This is a genomic window from Exiguobacterium sp. RIT594 (assembly GCF_003339585.1).
GTDB lineage: Bacteria > Bacillota > Bacilli > Exiguobacteriales > Exiguobacteriaceae > Exiguobacterium_A.
In genome coordinates, this window is sequence record NZ_QPKF01000005.1 from 88,348 (window position 1) to 105,755 (window position 17,408).

The 17,408-nt window shown below is 48.6% G+C and carries 18 protein-coding genes; 10 read left to right on the forward strand and 8 right to left on the reverse strand.

What is annotated here, in order from left to right; genetic code table 11:
- Positions 1-10 precede the first annotated feature (10 nt).
- The 3 genes from DVG79_RS13475 (at position 11) to DVG79_RS13485 (ending at position 2,999) form a co-directional block, all read left to right on the forward strand.
- Entirely contained in the window at positions 11-1,693 is a 1,683-nt protein-coding gene (locus DVG79_RS13475; RefSeq protein WP_114597190.1) for a DHA2 family efflux MFS transporter permease subunit, read from the forward strand.
- Positions 1,694-1,815: 122 nt separating this feature from the next.
- Positions 1,816-2,352 carry a hypothetical protein gene (locus DVG79_RS13480; protein ID WP_114597191.1) on the forward strand — a complete coding sequence of 179 codons (537 nt, stop codon included), beginning with the start codon at positions 1,816-1,818 and terminating at the stop codon, positions 2,350-2,352.
- An 89-nt stretch (positions 2,353-2,441) separates the two neighbouring features.
- On the forward strand, positions 2,442-2,999 hold the full coding sequence (locus tag DVG79_RS13485; protein ID WP_114597192.1) for a nitroreductase family protein: 558 nt from the start codon (positions 2,442-2,444) through the stop codon (positions 2,997-2,999).
- A 201-nt stretch (positions 3,000-3,200) separates the two neighbouring features.
- On the opposite strand, the gene DVG79_RS13490 is transcribed toward DVG79_RS13485, so the two are convergent.
- The 3 genes from DVG79_RS13490 to DVG79_RS13500 are packed head-to-tail and all read right to left on the reverse strand — an operon-like array spanning position 3,201 to position 6,176.
- Positions 3,201-4,409, reverse strand: a complete 1,209-nt coding sequence (locus tag DVG79_RS13490) for a CDP-glycerol glycerophosphotransferase family protein (protein WP_114597193.1) — start codon at positions 4,407-4,409, stop codon at positions 3,201-3,203.
- 31 nt (positions 4,410-4,440) lie between these two features.
- Positions 4,441-5,466, reverse strand: a complete 1,026-nt coding sequence (locus DVG79_RS13495; protein ID WP_114597194.1) for a ribitol-5-phosphate dehydrogenase — start codon at positions 5,464-5,466, stop codon at positions 4,441-4,443.
- A complete protein-coding gene (locus tag DVG79_RS13500; RefSeq protein WP_114597238.1) occupies positions 5,463-6,176 on the reverse strand; it encodes an IspD/TarI family cytidylyltransferase in 714 nt (237 codons plus the stop codon). The genes DVG79_RS13495 and DVG79_RS13500 overlap by 4 nt, the downstream gene beginning before the upstream one ends.
- A 307-nt stretch (positions 6,177-6,483) precedes the next feature.
- Here DVG79_RS13500 and DVG79_RS13505 point away from each other — a divergent pair, with 307 nt between their 5' ends.
- The 3 genes from DVG79_RS13505 to DVG79_RS13515 all read left to right on the forward strand — a co-directional run bounded on the left by DVG79_RS13505 (position 6,484) and on the right by DVG79_RS13515 (position 10,670).
- Positions 6,484-8,250 carry a CDP-glycerol glycerophosphotransferase family protein gene (locus tag DVG79_RS13505; protein WP_233494610.1) on the forward strand — a complete coding sequence of 589 codons (1,767 nt, stop codon included), beginning with the start codon at positions 6,484-6,486 and terminating at the stop codon, positions 8,248-8,250.
- Entirely contained in the window at positions 8,247-9,305 is a 1,059-nt protein-coding gene (locus DVG79_RS13510; protein WP_114597195.1) for an acyltransferase family protein, read from the forward strand. Before DVG79_RS13505 ends, DVG79_RS13510 begins: the two co-directional genes overlap by 4 nt.
- Before the next feature lie 168 nt (positions 9,306-9,473).
- Positions 9,474-10,670 carry an MFS transporter gene (locus DVG79_RS13515; protein ID WP_114597196.1) on the forward strand — a complete coding sequence of 399 codons (1,197 nt, stop codon included), beginning with the start codon at positions 9,474-9,476 and terminating at the stop codon, positions 10,668-10,670.
- Positions 10,671-10,726: 56 nt separating this feature from the next.
- Here DVG79_RS13515 and DVG79_RS13520 read toward each other — a convergent pair whose 3' ends face one another.
- Genes DVG79_RS13520 through DVG79_RS13530 form a run of 3 tightly spaced genes read right to left on the reverse strand, consistent with a single transcriptional unit; the run spans position 10,727 to position 12,422 of the window.
- Entirely contained in the window at positions 10,727-11,260 is a 534-nt protein-coding gene (locus DVG79_RS13520) for a DM13 domain-containing protein (protein ID WP_233494611.1), read from the reverse strand.
- A gap of 40 nt (positions 11,261-11,300) precedes the next feature.
- The gene (locus tag DVG79_RS13525) at positions 11,301-11,753 is read right to left on the reverse strand and encodes a DUF4385 domain-containing protein (RefSeq protein ID WP_114597198.1); all 453 of its coding nucleotides are present in this window, start codon (positions 11,751-11,753) and stop codon (positions 11,301-11,303) included.
- Positions 11,754-11,798: 45 nt separating this feature from the next.
- Positions 11,799-12,422 (reverse strand): TetR/AcrR family transcriptional regulator, encoded by a 624-nt coding sequence (locus DVG79_RS13530; protein WP_114597240.1) that lies wholly within the window; start codon positions 12,420-12,422, stop codon positions 11,799-11,801.
- Positions 12,423-12,533: 111 nt separating this feature from the next.
- Here DVG79_RS13530 and kynU point away from each other — a divergent pair, with 111 nt between their 5' ends.
- From kynU to kynB, 4 genes are read left to right on the forward strand one after another with little or no spacing between them, the layout of a single operon-like run.
- Positions 12,534-13,811 carry a kynureninase gene (gene kynU, locus DVG79_RS13535; protein WP_114597199.1) on the forward strand — a complete coding sequence of 426 codons (1,278 nt, stop codon included), beginning with the start codon at positions 12,534-12,536 and terminating at the stop codon, positions 13,809-13,811.
- Positions 13,812-13,820: 9 nt separating this feature from the next.
- Complete coding sequence (locus DVG79_RS13540; protein ID WP_114597200.1) at positions 13,821-15,203, forward strand: amino acid permease; 1,383 nt, start codon at positions 13,821-13,823, stop codon at positions 15,201-15,203.
- Between the two features lie 20 nt (positions 15,204-15,223).
- A complete protein-coding gene (gene kynA, locus DVG79_RS13545) occupies positions 15,224-16,063 on the forward strand; it encodes a tryptophan 2,3-dioxygenase (RefSeq protein ID WP_114597201.1) in 840 nt (279 codons plus the stop codon).
- 13 nt (positions 16,064-16,076) lie between these two features.
- Entirely contained in the window at positions 16,077-16,700 is a 624-nt protein-coding gene (kynB, locus tag DVG79_RS13550) for an arylformamidase (protein ID WP_114597202.1), read from the forward strand.
- A gap of 44 nt (positions 16,701-16,744) precedes the next feature.
- Here the strand turns inward: kynB and DVG79_RS16270 are convergent, their stop codons facing one another.
- Both DVG79_RS16270 and DVG79_RS13555 read right to left on the reverse strand, forming a co-directional pair.
- A complete protein-coding gene (locus DVG79_RS16270; protein ID WP_233494612.1) occupies positions 16,745-16,900 on the reverse strand; it encodes a hypothetical protein in 156 nt (51 codons plus the stop codon).
- Positions 16,864-17,397, reverse strand: a complete 534-nt coding sequence (locus tag DVG79_RS13555) for a cyclase (RefSeq protein WP_233494613.1) — start codon at positions 17,395-17,397, stop codon at positions 16,864-16,866. Before DVG79_RS13555 ends, DVG79_RS16270 begins: the two co-directional genes overlap by 37 nt.
- Between the last annotated feature and the right edge of the window lie 11 nt (positions 17,398-17,408).

Consider the following 17,408-nt stretch of genomic DNA (forward strand, 5'->3'; position numbering starts at 1 on the left):
AGGGACGTCTATGTCTACGACCTTCCTTTTTGGATACATTGCCTTCATGGTTGTCACGATCATCGGTGTCAACCTGATTGTCCGGCGTGCACGTCCAGCCATGGCCGGTGATGTTCCTCTTGACGAGGTGCCCGACCATCTCGATAACGTTCCTGTAACGCCTGCACCGCAAGTGCAAGAGCGGACGCCGTTAGCGACCGCAGATATCAGTATTCCAAAAGTTTTGACGGTTCTCTTGATCGGGATGTTTATCGCGATTTTGAATCAAACGTTGATCAATGTCGCTTTGCCTGTCTTAATCAATGATTTTAACGTCTCGACCTCGACGGCACAATGGTTGACGACCGGATTCATGCTCGTCAATGGTATCTTGATTCCAATCAGTGCCTTTTTGATGCGAAGTTATACGTTCCGTCAATTGTTCCTCGTTTCGATGACGTTGTTCTTCTTCGGCTCCATCATTTGTTCAATCGCGATGAACTTTCCCGTCATGATGATCGGACGAGTCGTACAAGCAGCTGGTGCCGGTATTTTGATGCCACTCGGCTCAAACGTCTTCATGACGCTGTTTCCGCCGCATAAACGTGGAGCGGCGATGGGGATGCTCGGAATCGCGATGATTCTTGCTCCCGCAATCGGTCCGACGATTACCGGCTATGTCATTCAGAATTACGATTGGCATGTCATGTTTTACGGAATGGCCTTTTTCGGTCTTTTGACACTCTTACTGGGTGTCGCCTGGTTTAAACTCGTTCAGCCTTTATCCAAACCGAAATTCGATGCACTTGGTGTTGTCTTCAGCACAATCGGTTTCGGAAGTCTGTTGTACGGCTTCAGTGAAGCCGGTAATGACGGTTGGGACAGCCCGCTTGTCATCAGCACGATTGTGATCGGTATCTTGGGAATCGCAGCGTTCGCCCTTCGCGAACTTTCAATGGATGATCCGATGTTGAATATCCGTGTGTTGAAAGTACCGGAGTTTTCGTTCACGCTATTCATCAATATCATCGTCACGATGGCGTTGTTCGGCGGGATGCTTCTGCTTCCGATTTACTTGCAGAGTATTCGCGGTTTCTCACCCGTTGATTCCGGTCTCCTGTTATTACCCGGATCATTGATCATGGGAATCACGGGCCCGATTGCCGGTCGGCTATTTGACAGGTTCGGCATCCGGCCACTCGCTATTTTCGGATTGACGTTAATGACCTATGGAACGTGGGAATTGACACAACTCGATATGAATACCTCTTACAATTCGATCATGGGCATTTACATGCTTCGGTCGTTCGGAATGGCTTTCATCATGATGCCGATCATGACTGCCGGTATGAATGCCTTGCCGATGAAAATGATTCCGCACGGGAATGCGACACAAAATACGTTGCGTCAGGTTGCCGGGTCAATCGGGACAGCGATTCTCGTCACAGTCATGACACGGCAAACAACGGCTCACCTCGCAGATGATGCCAATCAGTTTACGACACTTGATCCAACTCTTTCACAGCATTTGAATGAGCTTGGGCAACAGCTCGGTAGTCCGCAGGCAGCATCTGTCAGCTGGATGACACAGTTGACGAAACAAGCCACGATCAGCGGCATCACGGATGCTTTTTGGGTGGCTACCGTCTTATCTGCCCTTGCCCTGATCTTGTCGTTTTTCATGCATGGAAAAAAAGAACCGAATCTCGATTAACACTTTTCCTGGACCCGTTGGCGGCACATCGTCAACGGGTTTTTAGTTGTTTGCCTTTGCACTTCTTTCCTAAAATCGCTACACTAGGGTCATTGAGTTTCATATCTAAAAGGAGATGCTGTATGGTTGCCTTTCTGCAATTTTATGCGTTCATCTTTGCCTGCTGTTTTGCCTGGCAAGTCGGACGCCCTTCATCCTGGTCTCAAAAGGTCACACGTGCCTTTTTAATCAGTATCAATAGTCTATTCATCTTTTTCCGAGCGTCCGTGTCCATCTTCCTGTTAATTGGACCGCTATTGCTTGTTTCTTACGTCTTATTTCCGAACTTATTATACTTTGCCGGACCGTTGTCGATCATCATCAGCATACTTGTCATCGGTCTGCTTGACCGGCTCGTCAGCTTCGTCATCCTGCCGATTGTCCGTTCGTTCTTCCTGAAAAAAAACCGGATGATGCCGCAATTGCTGGAAGCCGCCCTTTATACATGCTCGATGGGTATGCTCCTGTATGTGAATTTGACAGTCGTCCCCGGCGTACAGATTAACGTGATGATGGCCGTGTTCTTCGGCTTCACACTCTATTTTGCCCATTACTTGTTTGCTTTATTCCGGATTCGCCAACTCAAGAAAAAAATAGCTGCTTCATCTGAAAAACGCTGATTCAAACCGGCGTTTTTTTAATTAACCGTTGACAATGATAATCGTTATCAATTATATTCTAAGAGTACTTACGTCAGGAGATGATCACTATGAATGCTCGACAACTGATTTTAGAACGACGTTCCGTCCGTGCTTATACCGATCAACCGATTCCAAATGAAATGATTGAAGAAATTCTCGAGGCTGCCATCTACGCCCCGACCCATAAATTGCGTGAACCTTGGCGATTTGTCCTTGCCAATGAAGAAAGCCAAGTCCGGTATGTCGACCAATTGATGAGTTTGCTTGCCAAGCGGGGTCAATTGGATCAAAAAACAGATGAACAACGTCAGATGATACGTCAAAAATTTGCGGATGTCCCTGTTTACTTGACTGTTTTGTATGAAGTAAAAGGAACGGAAGATCAGCAGATGGAAGATTTGCTCGCGACCGCCGCCATGATTCAAAACGTTCAACTCCTTGCAACTGAACTGGGTTTAGGCTGTTGCTGGAAAAGCGGAAAACATTGGTTCACGGAGGAATATGCCGAAATGATCGGCGCTTCCGAAAATGAACGTGTCGCAGGAATCATTCAATTCGGATGGCCTGCCTTGATTCCCCCGCTGAAAAAACGAACGGCAGCACGTGACAAGTTAACGCACTTCTAAACCGGTGCGCATTCTGCGGACTACCCCTGTCCGCGCCAATCAAGCCCCATCATAATAGCTAAAGCGTTCATCTTTTCATTCCCTCCCCAAACGGAATCGTGAAAGATGGACGCTTTTTTTGATGTCTGATTCTGAACGACAAATAAAGGTGGCGGATTTAACATCCACCACCTCTGTTCTGTTTCATCCGCTTCGATTAAATCAAACGGTCTTCAGTTCTTCCGGACGCATCGGAGCATCCGGGAGTTCTCCCGTCAAAATATGATCGACGATTCGTTTTGTCGCCTGTCCGTCTTGATACGTGAAGAAACGGGCGGCAAAATCTTCAATCCGTTCCGGTTCGAACTGCCCTGCTTTGATCCAGGAAATGACGTCGTTGAATGACGAGACAATCGGTCCCGGCACAAAGGATTCATACGGGAAGTAAAAGTCACGTTCTTCCTTGTACGCGTTCAAATCATTCACGAGGAAGATGATTGGTTTCTTCAGTAAAGCAAACTCAAAAATAACGGAAGAATAATCAGTCACTAAAATATCCGCCACCTGCATCAAATCATTGATGTCCGGATAATCCGTCATATCGATGATCTGGTTTGAAAATTCTGCCGGTACGACCGGACGGTTCAAGACAAACGGATGCATCCGTAACAGCAGGATATGATCCGGACCCAACTGTTCACGGAACTGATGGAAATCCAGTTCCTGATCGTAATGAGCCGTCGTTTGTCCATTTCCTCGGAATGTCGGTGCCAGTAAAATCAGCTTTTTCGACCGCCACTCCGGATACCGGTCATAGAGTTTATGCTCAATCTGAACTTGCCGCTCCCGGTTCAACAACTGGTCGGTCCGCGGAACACCTAGCGGATGAATCCGGGTTGAATCCATCCCGAACGCTTCAGCAAACGGTGCGATGCAGGCTTCTCCGGAAACATACACGTTCGAATAGTTCCGGTGAATCGCCACCATCTTCAAGTAATCGTCATCCGGTGAATAGGACTTATCGAGGACACTATAGCCGAACTTCTTAAAGGCGCCGCAGGCATGCCATAACTGGATGACTTCCGTCCCTTTGCGCAACGTCGAGACGTAGACAGGATAGTAATAGTCATCAATGATGAAGTATCGGGCCGTCGCCAGTTCGTATGTCGCCCGCATCATATGAAAAACGTATTTGATTTGTCCAATCAGATTTTGTGGAAAACGTTTCAATAAAAAGACATATTGAAAACCGAGTTCACGACTTTCAAGTTCATCATAAACGGCGCGGAAGTTATCGACGAGCTTATCCGAACGATAGGTCGCAAAGACAACTTTTTTGGTCTGTACCGGAAAGAACTTCGAGATCCAATACGTCACGACAAGCAAATAGTGGACTGTTCGCCGCTGAATCAAACGTAATTTCTGTTTCATAACGTGATCCCTTCTCTTTCCACTTTCATTCTTACATGCACCATTCCATGACGGTTTTACCGAAACGATTCGTCAAATCACTTTCAAATGCTTGATGAATATCTTCGATTTGTCGAATCTGGAAGACACCGGACACGAGATTCGACAAATAGGCCGGAATATCCGGATACATTTGATACAATTCCATCGTCCGTGCGAAATCAGCCGGTGTACTCCGACTTGATCCGTAGACGCGTAATCCTTTTTCAAGAATCATCCGCGTATTGACGGCAACCGGTTCTTCGGAAACACCGAGCAGTGCCATCGTTCCTTCTGGAATGATGTAATCAATCATTTGATTGATCGCATACTGACTGCCGATTCCACCGACACATTCGAATCCGTGATTAAATGATACGCCGTCCGGAATTTGATCGATATGATACGTCTCATCAGCAAACGAGAAGTAATCGAGCTTCGATTGCGTTTTTCCGAAGACAAGCAATTTCGCTTCCGGATACAGTTTGCGTAACATCAGTGCTGTGATGAATCCGAGGTTCCCGTCTCCCCAGACACCGAATGTTTCACGGCGGCTGTGGGCAATCTGATCAAAACGTGTCATGGCATGAACAGATACACTGACCAGTTCCGTGAAGGCTGCGACTTCCGGATCAAGATCAGCCGGTACTTCGACAAGACGATCGGACTGAATGAAGACGTAATCCTGCATATATCCGTCATACCCGCTCGAGCGGAAACGGCTTGTCCGCAGATAGTTTTCCCCGATGATGTCATCTGTTTCCGACGGTGTGTTCGGAACCATCGCGACCAACGTGCCGATTTTAAACGTTCCGGACGGGTCATGTACCACCTTACCGATGCCTTCATGAATCATTGCCATCGGTAACTTCTTCGCCAATACTTCCGCACTGCGGCTGCCCGTAAAGTAACGTTGATCCGCGTGACAAATCGATAGATACGTCGGACGAACGACGACCCGGCCTGAATTGAGTGACCGTTCGTCGTACGTCACCTCGATTTGGCGTGGCGCCACGAGTTGATAGACTTGGTTAATCATTGGTGAATCCGCTCCTTCAAAATAGCATTGGCGATGCGAAGATCGTACGGCGTCGTTACTTTAATGTTGAACAACTCACCTGTGACGAGAGCTACCGCTTCCCCTTTAAGCAAGAGAATCTTACAGGCATCCGTCAAAATTGCCCGCTCATCGCTTGATAATGCTTCGTAATGATTTTTGAGTTTTGTGATTTGGAAACTTTGCGGCGTCTGTCCTTGATACATTTGATCGCGGACCGGAATATCGGAAATCGTTTTTCCGTCCGTTGAAGCGACGATCGTATCAATCGCCGAGATGACAGTATCACATGCTCCGTATTCGAGTGCCGTTGAAATGTTTTCTTTGATGATCCGGTGTGTCAAGAACGGACGGACTGCATCGTGTGTAACGATGACGTCTTCGTCTGTCAAACCGTTTTTATTTTCGATCCAGTTGATCGCCGCCATGATGGACTCGTTGCGGTCGCTTCCGCCTGCCGTGATGACAATCCGCTCATCGGTTCCGATATATTTCTCGAGAATATCACGTGTATAATTGATCCAAGCCGTTGGGGTCACAATGATGATTTGATCAAAATCTTCGTGTAAAAGAAACTTTTCAACGGTATGCACGATAATCGGACGTTCTCCGATTGACAGGAATTGTTTCGGACGATCGACATTCCCCATTCTCGTTCCTTTTCCGCCTGCTAAGATTGCTGCATAAATCATCTTGTATCGCAAAGGACCCATCCATAGATAATGGCGCTGTCATGGGTCGCTCTGCTTCCCTCCCTTAATAAAAAAAGTTTTTTGTTTCCACTTACCAGCGATGTGGGTATGTTTAAAAAATATGATCTTTTTTCAATGACTCTATCCACCAAAAGCAAAAAAAATAGACAAAGTTCTATTTTTTTTGTTTCGTCACGATATAATGATGGGTGATTTCTAATATCACTATACTATGTTCGTGATGATTTTAAAAATCTGTCATTGTTGTGTAAATGCATTGTAATCATTTAAGCGAGGAGAGATTGTTTTGACAGAAGAAACACAGATGCCGACATTACAGGCACACGTTAACTATCTAGAACTGGCGGGAACCAAATTCCGCTTCGAGGCACGTCTTTTCGGATTAACTGATTTCCTTCAGGCCGAACAGCTACTTTTTGAGAATCCTGCCGCTCCTGAAGACACAGAAGAAACACAACCGGAAGATGGATACATCCAGTCCGAAGCACCGGCGGAACCGATTCCTTTAGAACGGGCCATTATTTTCCGCAATAAACGGAACAAGCGGACATTCATTCTCCGTTTCCCGTTCGAAGGTGACTGGACAGAAGAAACATTCAGCGGTGAGCTCGATCTCAATCACCTGACTCCGACCGGACGTCCGCTCCCAATGGGTTACTTTGATGCTTTCTTCGGAATCGTCCAAGGGAAGTCCATTTTACATGAAGCACCATTTGGAGATACACGTTCCTTGATTCCGGTCATTTATCGTGTTGACACAAAACATAGCAACGTCCTGCTCAAACTTGAATATGAACTGGTCGTCCAGTATTCAGAATACAGCAATACCCTAGGTTTCCATTCCCTTAAGCAGGGAGAGACGAAACGTTTTATCAGCTTGATTGAAAAATTCAATAAATCAAAGAAGAAATGGCGGAAACGCGCGTTCAAATTCCGTCGTTTTACATTCAAGAGCATTTACAATGTCACGAAGTGGACGCAACCGATTCAAGACAACAAAGTTGTTTTTGCTTCTGACTCGCGAAGTGACGTCAGCGGAAACTTCGCCTATATCTTAAACGAAATCGAACGCCGAGATTTAAACCTCGACGTGAAGACGTTCTTCAAACCGAACTTACAGTCCCGCCGTGATTGGCGCGACAAATTCACGTTGCCTTACCACCTCGCGACGGCGAAAACAATTTTAGTCGATGATTTTTATCCGATGATTTATCCGCTCAACATCCGCAAAGGAAGCGACCTTGTCCAGGTCTGGCATGCTGTCGGAGCTTTCAAGACTTTCGGATACAGCCGTCTCGGCAAGCCGGGTGGTCCAAGTGCCAACTCGCTCAGCCATCGGAATTACACGAAAGCCATCGTCAGCTCGCATAACGTCGCCCGTCATTACGCGGAAGGATTCGGCTTACGGGAAGATCAAGTCATCGCAACCGGGATTCCACGGACAGACATGTTCTTTGATCAAACTTATATCGCCGACGCCAAAGAACGGATTTATGAAGAATACCCTGTTTTCAAGACCAAAAAAGTTATCATGTTCGCTCCGACTTTCCGTGGGAACGGCGCTAAAAGTGCCCATTATGACTTCAGTCAACTTGATTTGGACGCTTTATACGAAGCGTTCCATGAAGACTATGTCTTCGTCTTGAAGATGCATCCGTTCGTCCGCCGCCGGATGGAGATTCCGGAAGTCTATGCTGACTTCTTCCTCGACTTGACGGATCACCGGGAAATCAACGAATTATTGTTCGTCTCTGATATTTTGATTACCGATTATTCATCGACGTGTTTTGAATTTTCACTGCTCGACCGCCCGATGTTATTCTTCGCCTACGATTTAGAAGATTACATCTCAAAACGCGACTTCTACTATGACTTTGAAGAATTCGTGCCGGGACCAATCGTCCGTACCTCGGAAGAGTTGATTGAACGGATTAAGAACGAAGATTTCGAGATGCAGAACGTCAAAGCCTTTGCGGAATACTTCTTCGAGCATCAGGACGGAAAGTCGAGCCAGCGTTTCGTCGATCAAATCATCCTTGGAGAAAATAAATGAATCCAACACCAAAACCAATGACCTTTTCCTATGATCATTGGCTCGGGAACTACAAAGTGCTACTGATTTTCATGGTCGTGTTCGGACACCTGATTGAAACGTTCCGTAATCTTGATGGAAACAATCCGGTCCAAATCGTCTACAACATCATTTATTTACTGCACATGCCGGCCTTCATCTTCATGAGCGGATACTTTTTCAAGGAAGTCAGACCCAAACGAATCATTTCGTTTGTCGTCCTGTATTTCATCTGGCAATCGATTCATGAAGTCTATCTCGCTTATGTTAATGAAAAGACAGTCGATGGATTAGTGGATGGTCTCCTGCATCCGCTTGTTCCAAGCTGGACGCTCTGGTATCTGCTCGGGATCATCATTTGGCAGATCGTGACGCCGGGATTCCTGGCCTTGCGTTATCCGTTGTTGATCAGTATTGCGTTTGCTTTGCTGATCAACGCCAATCCGGGATCCATCACGAACTTCCTGTCCTTACAAAAAGTTATCAGTTTTTATCCGTTCTTCTTGATGGGATATCTCGTCAAAGAATGGGGATGGCTCGCAGACGGACGGATTCGTGACCGGATGACGTCCCCCATCGGTCGTTTGACCGGATTACTCGTTTCTGTTTCCATCGCCATCGCGATGGCCGTTTGGACAAAAAACGGATTTGATACGGTCTGGTTGTTCTACCGGGACACGTACGGCGAATTTGATGTCCCGGTACTCAAAGGCGCATTAATTCAGCTCTTTTTGTACGCGGTCAGTACGGTGATGATTTTCTCTGTATTAATGATGATTCCACACCGTTCCTTCGGTGATCGGTTTGATCAAATCGGGATTCAGACGTTGGCGATTTATCTGTTACATTCGTTCATCGTCCGGTTGTTTCGGGATTCGGTTCCACCATGGATTGCTGAATCATCAGTTCTATTGATCGGTTCATCCTTCTTGCTTGCGCTGTTCTTCGTTTGGATTTTATCGAGTCTTCCGGTTGTTCGACTGTTTCGACCGTTGTTATCTCCAAACGTCAACTGGCTATTCAAGAAAACACCGTAAACTTTTCTTCACAAAAAGCACCTGATGCCAGGACCAGATCTCGCTTCTTGAGATCTGGTCCTTTTTGTATCGGTACGATAAAATTGACAGGATCTTTGCCTTGAAACTAAGATAGTAGAGGTTGCTACAATAAACGCTTACACAAGCGTGCAGAAAGAAGGGATCCCCTTGCAAGCGGATCAACGTAAAAAATTAACGGTCCTGATGATTAATATGTTCATCGCCGTCGGGAGCTTCGGGATCATCATTCCGATTCTGCCCGCTTATCTAGCCTCAATCGGTCAAGGTGGTACAGCTGCCGGTTTGATGATCGCCATCTTTGCCGGAGCCCAGCTCGTCATGTCACCGGTTGCCGGAAAATGGGCTGACCAGTACGGTCGCCGCAAGATGATCATCTACGGTTTGATTGGATTGACGTTATCGATGTTCGTCTTTTATTTCTCGAACTCGGTTACGATTCTTTACATCTCACGGGCCATCGGCGGTGTCGGTGCGGCGCTTCTGATTCCGGCGATTTTTGCTTACGTCGCGGATATCACGACGATGGATCAGCGGGCAAAAGGAAACAGTTATGTGTCTGCTGCCATGTCACTCGGAATCGTCATCGGTCCCGGGATCGGCGGCTTCCTCGCCGAGTTCGATCTGAAGTTGCCGTTACTTGTTTCGGCACTCGTCTCACTTCTAGCCGTCTTATTCAGTGTCATTCTTCTTCAAGAAAGTGACGTCCATGACGCGACGGCGATGGCGCCTGATGAAGGGTCAATGTGGAGCAAGCTCGGCGCGTCGTTCCATAAACCGTACTTCGTCCCGCTCATCATCACACTGGTCATGAGTTTTGGTTTGATGGCATATGAATCCGTTCTCGGTCTGTTCGTCGACAATCAATTTGGGGCCTCTCCAAAAGACATCGCCATCATGGTGACGTCGACCGGAATCATCAGTGTCATCGCTCAGATTTTCGTCGTCGATAAACTGTCCCGCAGTCTCGGCGAAGGCAAAGTCTTGAACATCTTCCTGTTGATCGCGACGCTTGGCTTCTTGTTGTCACTCCTGACAGCAAGTTACGGCGGCTTCTTCGCCGTCACACTCGTCATCTTCCTTGCGACGTCGATCCTGCGTCCTGTTTTGAACACGATGATTTCAAAACTCGCCGGAAACGAACAAGGATTTGCGATGGGGATGAACAACGCCTACATGAGCATCGGAAACGTCCTCGGTCCGACACTGGCCGGACTGTTATATGATGTCAACATTCTTTACCCGTTCATGCTTGGACTTGTGTTCCTGGCCGTGACGTTGATTGGTTCTGTCATCTGGCAACGCCGCCAATCCCGGCTGATCAAAAAAATCGAACAAACGTCTTAATACCAGACAAAAAGCAACTTGCTTCCGGATGTACTACTGGAAGCAAGTTGCTTTTTTTATTGGCTGGTTGTTTTTAAATCCCCCGTGCCAAAATCAGCGTCAAAGGCCCGACACCAAATGACGACACGGCTGTGTTTCATCAAGTCCACTTCTTTCGGGAGGACGTAGTTTTGGTCTCCCTGATTCCCTTTTAGCGCTCCGAGCCGAATCCCGTCTGCTGTCTTCTTCCCCGGCTCCACCAAGTAAACAAACAAGTCCGGTCCGTTCGTCGTTTGAAAATCTTCGAACCGCAGATATAACGCATCATTTGCCGTTACCGTTTTAATTTTTCCGGACGTTTGATAATTTTTTTCACCGTCCACGAACGTTCCGGAGAAGTCAGCCGGTGCTTCTTCGGGAGCCGGCGTTGTAGGTTCCGACTGATCCGTCCCGGATGCTGGTGTCTCATCTTCTTGTTCTACCGTCGAAGAACTCGGCGGTAACTCTTCATCCACGGCTTGATTCAAGAACAGCGGCGACACGAGCCACCAACTCAACACCAGTACACAGACAACCACGATCGCCAATATGATTTTTGATCCGTTTCGCACCGTCTCCACTCCTCCGCCTGAAGAACTTCCGATCGTCCATTTAGCCGTATTGTTTTTGATGATCTTTCTTTAACGCTAAATATTCTTCATCTGCCCGGATCAAATCCCACTTTTCCTGAAAAATCTCAGCTGACTTGGCTTTTTCGGGATCGATTTCCCGGTTGTTCAACTCACCGGTCTCTTTATTTTTGTACTTCCGTCCACCCTTATAGTTCGTATAACGGCGTGCCCGCGTATGCCCCATTTGGATGAACTTCCGCGCCATATCCATTCCGACGAAGTCTCCCGCTTCTTTATAGTCGAGGTACATCTGATAGATTTTTTCGGAAGATTCCTTCGCAATTTCCGGTGTCTTGAACCGCCAGTGCGGCAGGATTTCCCCTTTATACGGTTCGACGAGCAACACACCCTGTTCGCCCCGGCCGACCCGGTATTTTTCCGGTTCCTTCCGAAAATCCGTCGTCTTGAAGTCCAAATCGTAATCAAATGCCATCTTCACCGCCTCCTTCTATTGAAAGATTCCCGGGAACGTCCGGCTTTAATCGTGTGGATACAGTCCGGTCGTATAGACCGCCGTCAATGTCTCGGCGATTTCTTCAATCGTCGCCGTCGTCTCTTCCCGGACGACTTCGAACAAATACATTTCATTGGCGAAAAACCAGCCGCGGGCGACGAGTGTCGGATTCAAGTCCGGACGCGCCAGTCCCGCCGCTTGCGCATAGTGAATATCACGACTGATCCGTTCAATGAAGCGCTCGCGAATCTGTTTCCACTTCGTCCGGATGACATAGGATACCCCGATTGCCTGCTCGACGACCCGGAGCATCTCCCGTTCCTGTTCCGCAAGCTGTAAAAACGCCGTTGCCTGCTGCTCGATTTGCTTTTTGGCCTCTTCAGCTGTTCCGGGCTCAAACGGCTGTTCCGCTACTTGATGGAAACGATCCATGACGTCTTCCATCAGGACAATCAGCAGTTCATCTTTTCCTTCAAAATGGACATATGCCGTTCCATAGCCGACACCCGCCCGTTTGATGATTTGTGAAATCGTCGTTGTCTGAAAGTCATTTTCAAGAAAGACAGCCCGTGCTGCGACAAGCAGTTTTTCCCGGGTCCGGACTGTCCGCAAATGCCGTTTGTCCATTTTGGATTCATCTGATTTCATCATAATCAACCACCTCTCCTGATTCTCTATCCGATAATATTGACACAGTGTCAATTTGTTTGCTACGCTTTTCTCAAAATTGATTACTGATTCATTTAAGGAGGAACCGACATGCCATTGACCGCTAAGCGTGAAGAAGCAATTGAACGAGACGAACAGGATCGACTGGCCCCTTACCGGAACGAATTTTATCTGCAGGAAGGTTCAATTTATATGGATGGCAACTCGCTTGGCCTGTTGTCGAAACGGGCGGAAGCCACGTTACTCGAATCGCTCGCCGATTGGCGGGAACTCGGGATTGACGGATGGATGAAAGGCCGGCACCCCTGGTTTGACTTGTCGGAAAAACTGGCTGCCTTGAACGCACCGCTTGTCGGTGGACGTGCGGATGAAGTCATGGTGACCGGTTCGACGACGGTCAATCTGCACCAGCTGGTCGCGACCTTCTTTGCTCCGTCCGGACGACGGACGAAAATTTTAGCCGACAGTTTGACGTTCCCATCTGATATTTATGCGCTGCAAAGCCAACTCCGATTGCGCGGACTTGATCCGGCAGAACATTTGATTCAGGTCGAAAGCCGTGACGGACGATTTCTCGATGAAGCGGACATCATCGCCGCCATGACCGATGAGATTGCCTTGATTGTTCTGCCGACCGTTCTTTACCGGAGCGGACAAATTTTAGATATGGAACGGCTGACCCGCGAAGCCCATGCCCGCGGGATCCTGATCGGCTTTGACGGCTGTCATTCCGTCGGCGCGATTCCTCATGCTTTTCATGACTGGGGCGTCGACTTTGCCTACTGGTGCAACTACAAACATTTGAACGGCGGTCCGGGAACGGTCGGCGGTCTGTTCGTCCACGAACGGCATTTTGGTACATTACCCGGTTTGACCGGTTGGTTCGGTTCCCGTAAAGACAAACAATTTGATATGAATCATACGATGACACCGGCTGAAAACGCTGCGGCCTTCCAGATTGGTACGCCACACGTTTTAAGCCTCGCCCCGCAAATCGGAGCGCTCGAACTGTTTGCGGAAGTCGGCATCGATGCCGTCCGGACAAAGTCCCTTGCCCTGACCGACTACATGATGACACTCGTCGATCAAGAATTGGCAGCTTACGGCTTCGTCATCGGCAATCCGCGTGACGCGAAACGACGCGGTGCCCACCTGAGTCTCGAACATCCGGAAGCGGCACGGATTTGTAAAGCACTGAAAGCCCATCAGGTCATTCCTGATTTCCGGGCACCGAATATTGTCCGCCTGGCCCCTGTTGCCTTGTATAATAGTTTTGAAGACGTCTATGAGGTCGTTTCGATTTTGAAAACGATCATGGACGAAAAACAGTACGAACAATTTAAGAACGAACGCGAAGTCGTCGCGTAAGGAGGCATTATGAAAGAACATCCTACTGAATTACGGCGTGACTTAAAAACACGCCAACTGACGATGATTGCGATGGGCTGTGCGATCGGAACCGGTCTTTTCCTCGGAAGCGGTCTCGCGATCAGTCTTGCCGGACCGAGTGTTCTCGTCAGCTATGCGATCGGCGCCTTCATCGTCCTGTTGTTGATGGGCTGTCTTGCGGAAATGACCGTCGCCCATCCGACCTCCGGCTCATTCGGCACGATTGCTGAAATGTACATCAGTCCCTATGCCGGTTTCCTTGTCCGCTATTCTTACTGGGTCGCCAATGTCTTGGCCATCGGCGTCGAAGTCAGCGCCATCGCCATCTACATGAAATATTGGTTCCCGGACGTCCCCGGTTACATCTGGATTTTCGTCTTCGCAGCGGCGTTGATTTATATCAATGCCACGACCGTCAATACGTTTGCGACGTTCGAATACTGGTTTTCTGTCATTAAAATCAGTGCCATACTGATGTTTATGATTCTCGGTGCGTACCTGGTCTTCGGAAGCAATTCGCCTGAGATTGGTCCGCAAAACTTCACGAATGACGGCGGCTTCATGCCGTTCGGTTTTTCCGGCCTTTGGATTGCCGTCTTCATCTCGCTGTTCAGTTTCCTCGGAACAGAATTAATCGCCGTCACGGCCGGTGAAGCAAAGGATCCGGATGTCGCCGTGCCGAAAGCACTGAAGGCAACGGTCTTCCGGCTGTCGACGTTTTACGTCATCACGATTGCTTTGATGCTGATGATCGTTCCGTGGCAACAAGCCGGCGGTGTCGAGGAAAGTCCGTTCGTTAAGGTCATGGAAATGTTGTCGATTCCCGGTGCAGCCGGCATCATGAACTTCATCATCCTGACAGCTGCCTTATCCGCGATGAACAGTCAGTTGTACGCTTCAACGCGAATGATGTATTCATTGTCGAAAGCAACTTACGCCCCCAGGATCTTCAGTCGTCTGAATGCAAAAGGTGTGCCGCTCTTTGCACTCGCTGTCTCGACACTCGGCATATTCCTTGCTGCTGTCATCAGCAGTCAATCGAGTGTCTCCTATCCGTTCATGATGGGCATTTCGATGTTCGGGGCCATCTTCACCTGGTTCATGATTTTCATCTCCCATCTCTATTTCCGGAAAGCCTGGGAACGGGACGGTGGACGGAAACTGCCGGTCCGGATGATGGGCTATCCGTATTTGACGGCGCTCGGTGCCCTCTTGTTATTTGCACTGGTCATCACGACCTGGTTTACCGATTTCCAGATCGTCTTGAAGTTTGGTATTCCGTGGTTGATTTTCCTGACGATTGCCTATGTGTTCTGGAAACGCAACAACCCGCCGCAAGCGGATCAGACAAAACGTTCACAATCACTTTAACGTAAAGGGGAACGATTGGAATGAAACAGACGGATGCGACGAAGATTGAGGAAACGATTCAAACCGACTTCAAAAAAGACATGTCTTACGGAGATTATTTACAGCTCGACTCCCTTTTGACAAGCCAGCAACGGTTGTCGAATCATCATGACGAAATGCTGTTCATCGTCATTCATCAGACAAGCGAACTGTGGATGAAACTGATTTTACATGAGATGACCGCTGCCATTCAGGCAGTCGCCGACGATCAGCTCGAACGGTCGTTCAAGATGCTGGCCCGTATCTCAAAAATCCAACAACAGTTGATTCAGTCATGGAGTGTCCTCTCGACACTGACACCGGCTGAGTATCTTGAATTCCGTGACTCGCTTGGGCATTCGTCCGGATTCCAATCTTACCAAAACCGGCAAATCGAGTTTGCGCTCGGCTTCAAGAACGCCCAAATGCTTCGGGTCTACGAACACGAGACGGCGTTGTACGCTCAATTGAACGATGATTTAAAAACACCGAGCATCTATGACGAGACCGTCCGGGCGATGCACCGCCGCGGCTTACCGATTGATGAGACCATCCTCAACCGGGACGTCACGCAGGACTGGGAAGCGAATGCGAGTGTCGAAGCCGCTTGGGCGACTGTCTATCAGGACGTCGAACAGTACTGGGATCTATATGAGCTCGGTGAAAAGCTGCTCGATATCGGCAGCCAACAACAGATGTGGCGCTTTAATCATATGAGCACCGTCGAACGGATCATCGGTCAAAAACCGGGAACGGGCGGTTCGTCCGGCGTCAGTTATCTGCGCCGTGTGCTTGATCACCGCTTCTTCCCGGAACTCTGGTCGGTCCGGACAAAACTTTGAGGGGGAACCTGATATGAACCGTTGGATAGATGTCTCACAACCGTTAACGTCGTCGATTACGACATGGCCCGGTGATACGAAATTTAACTACACAATCAACTGGAGTAAAGCCGATACCGGCTCCGTCAACGTCGGTCAGGTGACGATGAGTTTGCATACCGGTACCCATATCGACGCTCCGTTTCATTTTGACGATGCCGGTCAAAAAGTCATCGATCTTGATCCGGATCTCTATATCGGACATGTCCGCGTCATTTATCTGCCCGGCCGGACCGAACTCGTCGCAAGTGACCTCGATACATTTGATTTAACCGATGTGCGCCGGCTGATCATCAAAACGGACGGTTGGGTCGATAAGTCGATTTTCCCGGAAACGATTCCGGTCCTGACGCCGAGTCTTGCCGAACGCCTCGGTGAACTCGGGATTGAATTGATCGGACTTGATTTACCGTCCGTTGATGCAATCGACAGTAAAGAGATGGCGGCCCATCATGCGCTCGCCGCCCATGGAGTTCACATACTCGAAGGGTTAGTCCTCGATACGATCACTCCGGGTGATTATCATCTCAATGCTGTTCCGCTTCCACTCGTCGACGGTGACGGCAGTCCCGTCCGTGCACTGATGCGACCGTATTAAAAAAAACCGACAGAACGCTCTTCCAAGAGTTTTCTGTCGGTTTTTCAGTTTTCCTTAACCGGTACGGGGAACAATACGTCTTCCGTCCGTTGCATGATCTGTCCGAGTACTTGAAGAGACTGATCGACTTCAAAATCAATATCGAGCGAATGATTAGCCCCTCTTATATTCGTTCCAGTACGAGGTTCGAGCTGCCGCACCGTTCCAACGCTTCCGGACTGAACTGGCGGTCGTGGTCACCGATGACGAGTAATCCATGATGCCGGCTGTTCGCCATCGCTTCGACAATCGCCGGATCTTTTAAGAGTGGCGTCAGAAGGACAACACGCGCTTCCGGAAACAATCCACGGTGCATCATCGATACAAGCGGTACCGTTCCAAGCGATTTGGCAATAAAGTGAATCGTCTGATACGACCGCGCACGTAACACGTCCTCGATGACCGCTTCAATCCGCCGGCTCATTTCGGCATCTCCCTGTTCGTCCGGCAAGCTGAACAAGTCGTCCGAGACATACTGAATCTCAATCACGTTCACGCCCCGCTTCAATAACATCATCCGGCTAAAGTAAAAGTATGGATGGTCGTACGCATAACCTGCGCCGGACAACATAAAGCAGACCTCATCCGACTCGGAATAATAGTGATTATAGGCAATCGTTTGATCACCCAGTTGCGTCTCGCAACGGCGAATCTCCATCAAGGCTCCCC

Coding starts and splice junctions, on each gene's coding strand:
- DVG79_RS13475 (WP_114597190.1), top strand. CDS start 11: ATGTCTACGACCTTCCTTTTTGGATACATTGCCTTCATGGTTGTCACG.
- DVG79_RS13480 (WP_114597191.1), top strand. CDS start 1,816: ATGGTTGCCTTTCTGCAATTTTATGCGTTCATCTTTGCCTGCTGTTTT.
- DVG79_RS13485 (WP_114597192.1), top strand. CDS start 2,442: ATGAATGCTCGACAACTGATTTTAGAACGACGTTCCGTCCGTGCTTAT.
- DVG79_RS13490 (WP_114597193.1), bottom strand. CDS start 4,409: ATGAAACAGAAATTACGTTTGATTCAGCGGCGAACAGTCCACTATTTG.
- DVG79_RS13495 (WP_114597194.1), bottom strand. CDS start 5,466: ATGATTAACCAAGTCTATCAACTCGTGGCGCCACGCCAAATCGAGGTG.
- DVG79_RS13500 (WP_114597238.1), bottom strand. CDS start 6,176: ATGATTTATGCAGCAATCTTAGCAGGCGGAAAAGGAACGAGAATGGGG.
- DVG79_RS13510 (WP_114597195.1), top strand. CDS start 8,247: ATGAATCCAACACCAAAACCAATGACCTTTTCCTATGATCATTGGCTC.
- DVG79_RS13525 (WP_114597198.1), bottom strand. CDS start 11,753: ATGGCATTTGATTACGATTTGGACTTCAAGACGACGGATTTTCGGAAG.
- DVG79_RS13530 (WP_114597240.1), bottom strand. CDS start 12,422: ATGAAATCAGATGAATCCAAAATGGACAAACGGCATTTGCGGACAGTC.
- kynU (WP_114597199.1), top strand. CDS start 12,534: ATGCCATTGACCGCTAAGCGTGAAGAAGCAATTGAACGAGACGAACAG.
- DVG79_RS13540 (WP_114597200.1), top strand. CDS start 13,821: ATGAAAGAACATCCTACTGAATTACGGCGTGACTTAAAAACACGCCAA.
- kynA (WP_114597201.1), top strand. CDS start 15,224: ATGAAACAGACGGATGCGACGAAGATTGAGGAAACGATTCAAACCGAC.
- kynB (WP_114597202.1), top strand. CDS start 16,077: ATGAACCGTTGGATAGATGTCTCACAACCGTTAACGTCGTCGATTACG.
- DVG79_RS13555 (WP_233494613.1), bottom strand. CDS start 17,397: ATGGAGATTCGCCGTTGCGAGACGCAACTGGGTGATCAAACGATTGCC.